Annotated in this window: 3 protein-coding genes; all 3 read right to left on the bottom strand. The window is 49.2% G+C overall.

What is annotated here, in order from left to right; all coding sequences use genetic code 11:
• A partial coding sequence (locus QUA23_RS27415) for a two-partner secretion domain-containing protein (protein ID WP_333110611.1) occupies positions 1 to 2,702 on the bottom strand: 2,702 nt, incomplete at its 3' end.
• Positions 2,703 to 3,952: 1,250 nt separating this feature from the next.
• On the bottom strand, positions 3,953 to 5,722 hold the full coding sequence (locus tag QUA23_RS27410) for a DUF3352 domain-containing protein (protein ID WP_333078985.1): 1,770 nt from the start codon (positions 5,720 to 5,722) through the stop codon (positions 3,953 to 3,955).
• 240 nt (positions 5,723 to 5,962) lie between these two features.
• Entirely contained in the window at positions 5,963 to 7,054 is a 1,092-nt protein-coding gene (locus tag QUA23_RS27405; RefSeq protein WP_333078986.1) for a hypothetical protein, read from the bottom strand.
• Positions 7,055 to 7,227 lie beyond the last annotated feature (173 nt).

The following is a 7,227-nucleotide window of genomic DNA, read 5'->3' as shown; positions in this document are numbered from 1 at the left end:
ATGGTCGGTGCTGGTGGCACATTTGAGACCGGTGCTGGATTTTGAGTAATGGTCGGTGCTGGTGGCACATTTGAGACCGGTGCTGGATTTTGAGTAATGGTCGGTGCTGGTGGCACATTTGAGACCGGTGCTGGATTTTGAGTAATGGTCGGTGCTGGTGGCACATTTGAGACCGGTGCTGGATTTTGAGTAATGGTCGGTGCTGGTGGCACATTTGAGACTGGTGCTGGATTTTGAGTAATGGTCGGTGTCGGTGGCACATTTGAGGCTGGTGCTGGCGCGGGCGCTGGTGCTGGTGGCAAATTTGAGACCGGCGAGGGATTTTGAGTAATTGTCGGTGCTGGTGGAAAATTTGAGATCGGTGCTGGCGCGGGCGCTGGTGCTGGTGGCAAATTTGAGATCGGTGCTGGCGCGGGTGCTGGCGCGGGTGCTGGCGCTGGCGCTGGCGCGGGTGCTGGCGCGGGTGTTGGCGCTGGCGCTGGTGCTGGTGCTGGCGCTGGTGCTGGTGCTGGTGTTGGCGCTGGTTCAGGTGCTGGCGCTGGTTCAGGTGCTGGCGCTGGTGCTGGTGCTGGCGCTGGTTCAGGTGCTGGTGCTGGCGCTGGTGCTGGTGCTGGTGCTGGTGCTGGTGTTGGCGCTGGTTCAGGTGCTGGCGCTGGTTCAGGTGCTGGCGCTGGTGCTGGAGTTGGTAGGGATGCTTGTGGGGGAGTCGGTGCGGGCGCTGGTGCTGGCGCGGGCGCGGGTGCTGGTGCTGGTGCTGGTGCTGGCGCTGGTGTCGGTGCTGGTGTCGGTGCTGGCGCTGGCGCTGGCGCTGGCGCTGGTGTCGGTGCGGGCGCTGGCGCTGGTGTTGGTGCGGGCGCTGGTGTTGGTGCGGGCGCTGGTGTTGGTGCGGACGCTGGTGTTGGTGCGGGCGCTGGTGTTGGTGCGGGCGCTGGTGCTGGCGCGGGCGCTGGTGCTGGTGTCGGTGCTGGCGCTGGTGTCGGTGCGGGCGCTGGTGCGGGCGCTGGTGCGGGTGTCGGTGCTGGCGATACTGAAGAAGCCGTAATGTTAATTTGGGTCGGCTGTACTATCTGAGGGGTGGGGCTGAAATAACCTCCCTGTGTAATCACATTTTCCTTCTTTGGACCCCCAGTGGCAATGCTGCCAGCAGTACCGTTGACTCTGTTATAGTCTGGCCCGACGCTGAAAAGAGTGTTCGAGGCTTCGCCACCGTGGCGAATGGTGATATCTCCACCATTGGCGCTACCAGTCGTGGATGCGGAAATGCTGCAAGCTTGCGACAAGCAGTTGTTATCGTTTATGAAAGTGCCTGTAGCTCGGAAATTACCGCCGGCTGTAATGTCAATCTCTCCTCCGCCTGTTCGGCCTTCGGTGTTGATATGGGTTACTTCGATATCGTTGCGGGCGTTGAGAGTGACTGCGCCTCCTTGTTTTTCTTCGGAGTTGGCGTCTATGAACCCTGTTTGAATGCTGCTTGAGGGTGCTGCAATACTAACGTCTCCGGCGTTGCTGGTTTTGTCGATCGAGCTTGCGTTGATATTGCCTGTTTCTACTTTTCCTGTACGGCTGGTGACGGTGATGTTGCCGCCTGCGGTGGTGTCAGAGTGGGAGTCGAGATCCGCAGTGCTAATGTCGCCACTAGCTTCTAGGGCGATTGGGCCACCTTGGGAAGTTGTCAGGTTTCCGCTAACTGCAATGCTGTTCGCTGCTTGAATTTCGATCGCCTGAGCGTTTGCATCTTTTAGTGCCACGTCCCCCGCAGCTATTGCTCGGTTAGAGGCCGTGAGTACCACTTCACCGCTGGCATTGACGCTGATGCCTGTAGCGTTTGTTTCACCGATGCCTGTGAGCAGTTCGGGCAAGGATGCGATCGAGAATGTCGAAGCTGTGCTGGATGTTTCAGTGCTGCTGGTCGCTGAGGGCGGCTCGATTTCCAAACTCAGCAAATTGCCTCGCTGGCTGACGCGCACTAAATTTGTCCCGGAGACTGATGCTACGGTAATTTGACCGTCTGGGGCAGAAAGGCTGCCTGTGCTGACAACGGTACCGCCGAGCAAGGTTAAGTTCTGCCCTGACTTGACTGCTAAGTCTGCCGTGCTGATAATTGCCCCTGCCTGATCGGCTCCAAAAGTAAAGGAATTGGGGGCACCTGTCAGAGATGTATAAGTGCTACTACCGTTGGCGTTAAATGAGTTTGAACCAAATCCAATAGCGGTGGCGGTGGTTGCTGTGAAAGAAGCCGGCACGTTTAAGCTGGCGTTGTTGCCAAATATGATGCCGGATGGATTCATCAGAAACAAGTTAGAATTGCCGCCGGTTACTTGAATTAAGCCGTTAATAATCGAGGGGTTGCCGCCGCCTATGCCCGCTAAAATGTTGCGAATGTTGGGGTTTGATATAAAGTTGGCAATCTGATTTTCCGACAAGCCGAATTCTGTAAAGCTGTGGAAAAGATTTTGTTGATCGCTCGATAATTGTCCGCCTTGAATATCGAAGCGAGTTGGCTGCCCAGGAGTTCCGTTTTGGGCTGCGGGAGTGACTGTTGTGTTCGTTCCTTCCGCCGCTGGAACAATGGTTTGACCTTCGGCTTTTGCTTGCAAAAAGTAAAGATTAATTAAGATAATTGGCAGAGAAAGTGCCAGTTTGCTTATTCTTTTTTTCGACAGGAATTTAGCCTTTATTTGAATATTTTTGGCGGTTTCCATAGGTTTTTAATGGGTAAAATATATACACAGAAATTAGGTAAATAAACCTAATTTCTCTGAAAAATTGGAGTTAAAGGCTGTATATTTATGAAGCTAGCGGGTTTCGGACTGCAAGTGCGTTCCAGACTCACTTTCCCGACTCACTGAGGAAAATTTCCCTGTAAAATTTGCCTCTGCATTTGCAATTCCCCGAGCGTATCTTCTCCACAATCTAAATATAACTCGCAATGCCTAGAAGCTGTATCTTCCGGATGACATATAAAAAAGCTGGCTTTCCTAGACGCACTCCGACCCCTAGAAACCGTTTTTTTTACATTAGTGAGAGTTTGAAGGAAGTATGGCGGTTTAAAAAACAATACGGTTCAGATAAGCCCGAGCGCCCCTAAAAAAAGGGCGGGACAAGAGTGTTCTCTCCCGCCCTGGGAGGGAGATGCGAGGCGGATATCCGAGTAACAAACAGTGTTAAACCAAGCGTATTGGCTTATAACTGGCTTGTATCATAGATTTTTAGCTAAACCCGCCGCCACCAGATACAATTTTTTTTTCCCTTACCTGCATATTTGAAGGCTAGATAGCAACGGTAAAAAATTGGTAAAGATTCTTGAAATTAACAGTTTTTGTTACAAACTTTAACAATAATGATTAAAGTCAATCAACCCATCCTAAAATCTCTGCCACTTCTTCCGTCAGAGTGAATGAATCCTCCTGTATTTATTGTTTTAAGCACTGCATAGCCCTTAACTGAACCGTATTGGTTTAAAAAATCGGCTTCTGCGCTCAGAACTGACCGGGGAAAATCCACGTAAAAAATTTTTCCTTTCGTTTTATAAAGAACAAAAAAAGCCGGCTCTACAATTGCCGACCCTTAAAATTCTGACAAAAATAAGAAGTGCTGGACGCAACGGGTACATAAAGTGTAGGGTGTGTCAGAAACGGTCGATTGCTTCTTTATTCCTGGACGCAGAAACCCTGTTTTTTTACGAAAACACTTAGTTGCAGTCCAAGGCTTAAAAAACTCGGTTGCTTTGGTATTCCTGGACGCAGGGCTGCATAGAAACCGGGTTTGTTAACGAAAATAATTCGTTGCAGCCTGCAGAAACGATAAAAAAACCCGGTTTCTTTAGTCTGTATCCGTAAGTCCTGTCCTTGCTTCTTCCTTGTTCCTTCTGGCGGCTGCCTTTCGATTTTAATCTGTCGCCCTGTTGCTGTTTAATGGGGTGTCCAGGCGGATTTGTTGAATGATTTAAGAGTTAGTTGGGTGAAGTTTGGACAGTGGGCGAGGCACTGGGAGAAGCAGGGCGCGGTGAAGCAGGGCGCGGTGAAGCAAGATTCCCGGAAGGATTTGCAGAAGGAGTGGATTGGGTGGATTTTTTGAGACCGACAAAAGCGTCATAACGGGTGGTACGATCGCCAATGACGGCCGCTGTAACGCCGATCGACCGCGTGGCATCAATCCACATTTTTTGGCTGGGAGGAAACTCCGGTAAAGCTAGGTTTTTCGGGTTAAACGCACTCTCGGTGTCGATGAAAAAATTGCCGTTGTGGGGTTGAAGTTGCGATCGTACAGTTTTCTGGAACAGTTCGCTGCTTAAAAGCGGACTTTTCGGTGCCGGAACGATCGCATCAACCACGGGAGCTCCTACTGTCATAAACATTACATCGTTCATCCAACCGCGAGTTACCGTAATCCCTCCAAACGGCGATGTCCATTTAATTGCCGGTTTGCCGCCGACTTTAATTTCCTCCACTCTAAACCCTTTAGTTTTCATCGTTTCATCAAGCTGTTTGAGGGATTTGTTGGCGGCGCCCTGGTTGTTTGTTTCCACCATAAATACAAATCCGGCAGCAAATTTGTCTTTGGGATTCTGGGCGGGGGCTGGTATTAATGATAGAGAAAATTCTCCCGCCATCCAGTTCATCAAGTCTTTATCTAAATCCAAGCCGGTAGTCGATTTTAAACCTGTGCGTAAAACTTGGGGATTAATCGGGGAAATCGGGTTCGTATCGGCTCCCAATACGTAGTCTTGCCACAAACGCTGCAAGTTGCCGCCGGATACCATCATTATTGTATTGCTTGGCAGGCGGTTAACCATTTTTAGAGCATTGTTTTCTACTGCTATCCTTCTGGTAGAATCTGGTTTTAGCCAAGAGACTGATTTGAAGGCAATTCCTTCTACATCCAACGTCGCAGTGGTGGCAAATCCTTGATTTTGTTGCAGTTTTTCGAGGCTTTCTGGCGAAATTTCACGGGCTGAGTTAGCGGCGGCATAGGCGGCGGCAACGGGCATATTGACGTAGATTTGACCGAAGGCGCCCGGACTTTTTATTTTGTCTATGGCGTCTGCATAGCCAGGGGTTTTTGCTAGGGAAGGTTCGCCTTTGTAGGTGTCGATTATTCTGTCTGTAGCGCTAGGATCTGTGGTGACTGCTAGATAGTTGGTTCCCAATACCGCGACGGAGAAATTGCGATCGGGTACGCCTTGAGTTTCTGTGACTTGCACGCCTTTATAATTACGCTCAACTATTTTTCCTTGGCTGAGGGGTCTGGGTTTTGCTAATAATTCTTTGGCTTTGATCGGGTTGGCAATTGGCAAGATAATTGCCACTGACTGTTGAATTGGGGGAGATGGGGGCGTGTTGGGTGCCGGCGAGGGGGCTGGTATAGCTATTTTGTTGCGGAGAAAGGCTACCATTGCAGTGTTACCCACCCAGGGTTGAATGTCTTGCTGGTAGGCGTAGCCGTTGCTTGTGAGAAGGCGATCGCGCATTTCCGTTAAAAACCTCTCAAACGAAGCTTTTGACTCCGGCGTGCCAAACTCTCGCAGTTTAGTCCACTGCGATTCATCGGTGCTGATGGATAGGGCCATCATCGTATCTTGGGGGACAACCGTTGCCCCCGCCGGCAAATCTTTGGCGGGCCCACGGGAAATGACGAGGTAGTAGGTGACAAAGCCTAAACCGATCAGAAGTGTGGCGGCTCCGATCGTAAACAGCAGGGAAGATTTATCTTTCTTAAACATTATTCGTAAGGTTCGGGTGCTCGCAACATGATAGATTATTTTCTTGACTCATGTAGCAGATACATTAGCAAATACATTTAACCGGGCAAATTTAGGAAACTCGCATTTACCCCTCCGGGAACAAGCAGAAAAACAGTCCTTACTTGCATCAGACAGTAGGTTAGGCTCGTGGAACGAAACCTAACACAAAGAATCTAGCAAGACTTTTGTGCTAGTTGGCCTTAGTCCTGATTAATCGAATCAGTTTCTAGCCTTAAAGTCTTTAAAGATAGTTTGAAACGAGTACATCAGTCGATGGACATCGTTTGTGGCTCTCGGAAAAATGTTTAGTTCCCATTTTTTGCGAGCGGTAGTTAGGAGTTTTGCGACGGGTGGGGAGTAACTGTTAGAAATGAAATAGCTGCCGCCTTCGTAGCGAATGTCTGACGCTAAGCCGATAAAAGCACCGGCCATTTCTAGTTTTAGTTCCGAGGTGCTGTGTTCCGATTTTACTGCTAAAATTACTTGCGAGTGTCGGGGTTCGCGGTTGAGCAAGCGGCAGATATTTGCTTCTTTTTGGTACAAAATTAAAACGTTGCAGTTGTGCAGAACTCCGGCTCTACCTTGGACTTTTACTCCTAGGTGAACTTCCAGGGCTGGTTTGTCGGGAAATTCCACCACAGCATGAGTGTATGGATGTGCAGTTCCGTGAATTTTTCCCGCTGTTTTTCTAAATGTTAAATATTTCGGTGTTTCGTCGTCTAAAACATTGTTGTAATAAATAGTACCGCCTTCATTAGCAACTGCTTTTAGCAGAATAGTGAAGAGGTAAGTGTCAAAAATTCTGGCTTGTTCTGCCGCTGTATTAAAATCGGGATCGATCGAGCTTTTTAATTTGCTTTTAATGTCGGAATTTATGGCGTAGTTGCTGGGCCCGGAGGGCAGTTTTTCCAGCAAGTGCTTGAGGGCGATCGCCTGTTTGTGGCGGGGGGCTGTGACGCTGGAGGTAAACTCAATTGTTTTGGCAGTTTCGGCACCTGAATTGGCAAAGGTAATTTTTGTGCCGAGGGGAGAGGTTTCTGATTCTACTTTCAAGAAATAAGCAATTTCGTCTTCCATTTCGGAAGTGTTCACAGTCGCTTGCTCGACAGCATCAATTAACAGCAAAAGTTGTTCTTTTGCGGTATAATCTTCTATCTTGAGCAGGGGTGTTTTTCTTTTGAGCGATCGCTCTTCAATTACTTTGCCTATCTCGACAGTATCTGCTACTTGTTGAACTACCCAACCTAAATTAAACTCATTCAGAATTGCCGCCAGTTCCTGATAGAGTTTGGCGTACTCGATCTCGTCCATAATTGTTTCTGCACTTCATACTATTCTGATTATACAAGGTGATTTGATTTTTTGGTCAATGGCTGGTCAGCAACTAGGCAGATTGGCTGTGATGGCGGAGTATCGAAGTGTTTGAGTGTCCGAGTCGGGAAAATCTTTCTCTTCCCCGAACATCCATCCGTCACATCCCTTAA

This window comes from Microcoleus sp. Pol1C5, assembly GCF_036701115.1.
GTDB lineage: Bacteria > Cyanobacteriota > Cyanobacteriia > Cyanobacteriales > Microcoleaceae > Microcoleus.
This window is presented reverse-complemented; position numbering and strand designations above follow the sequence as displayed.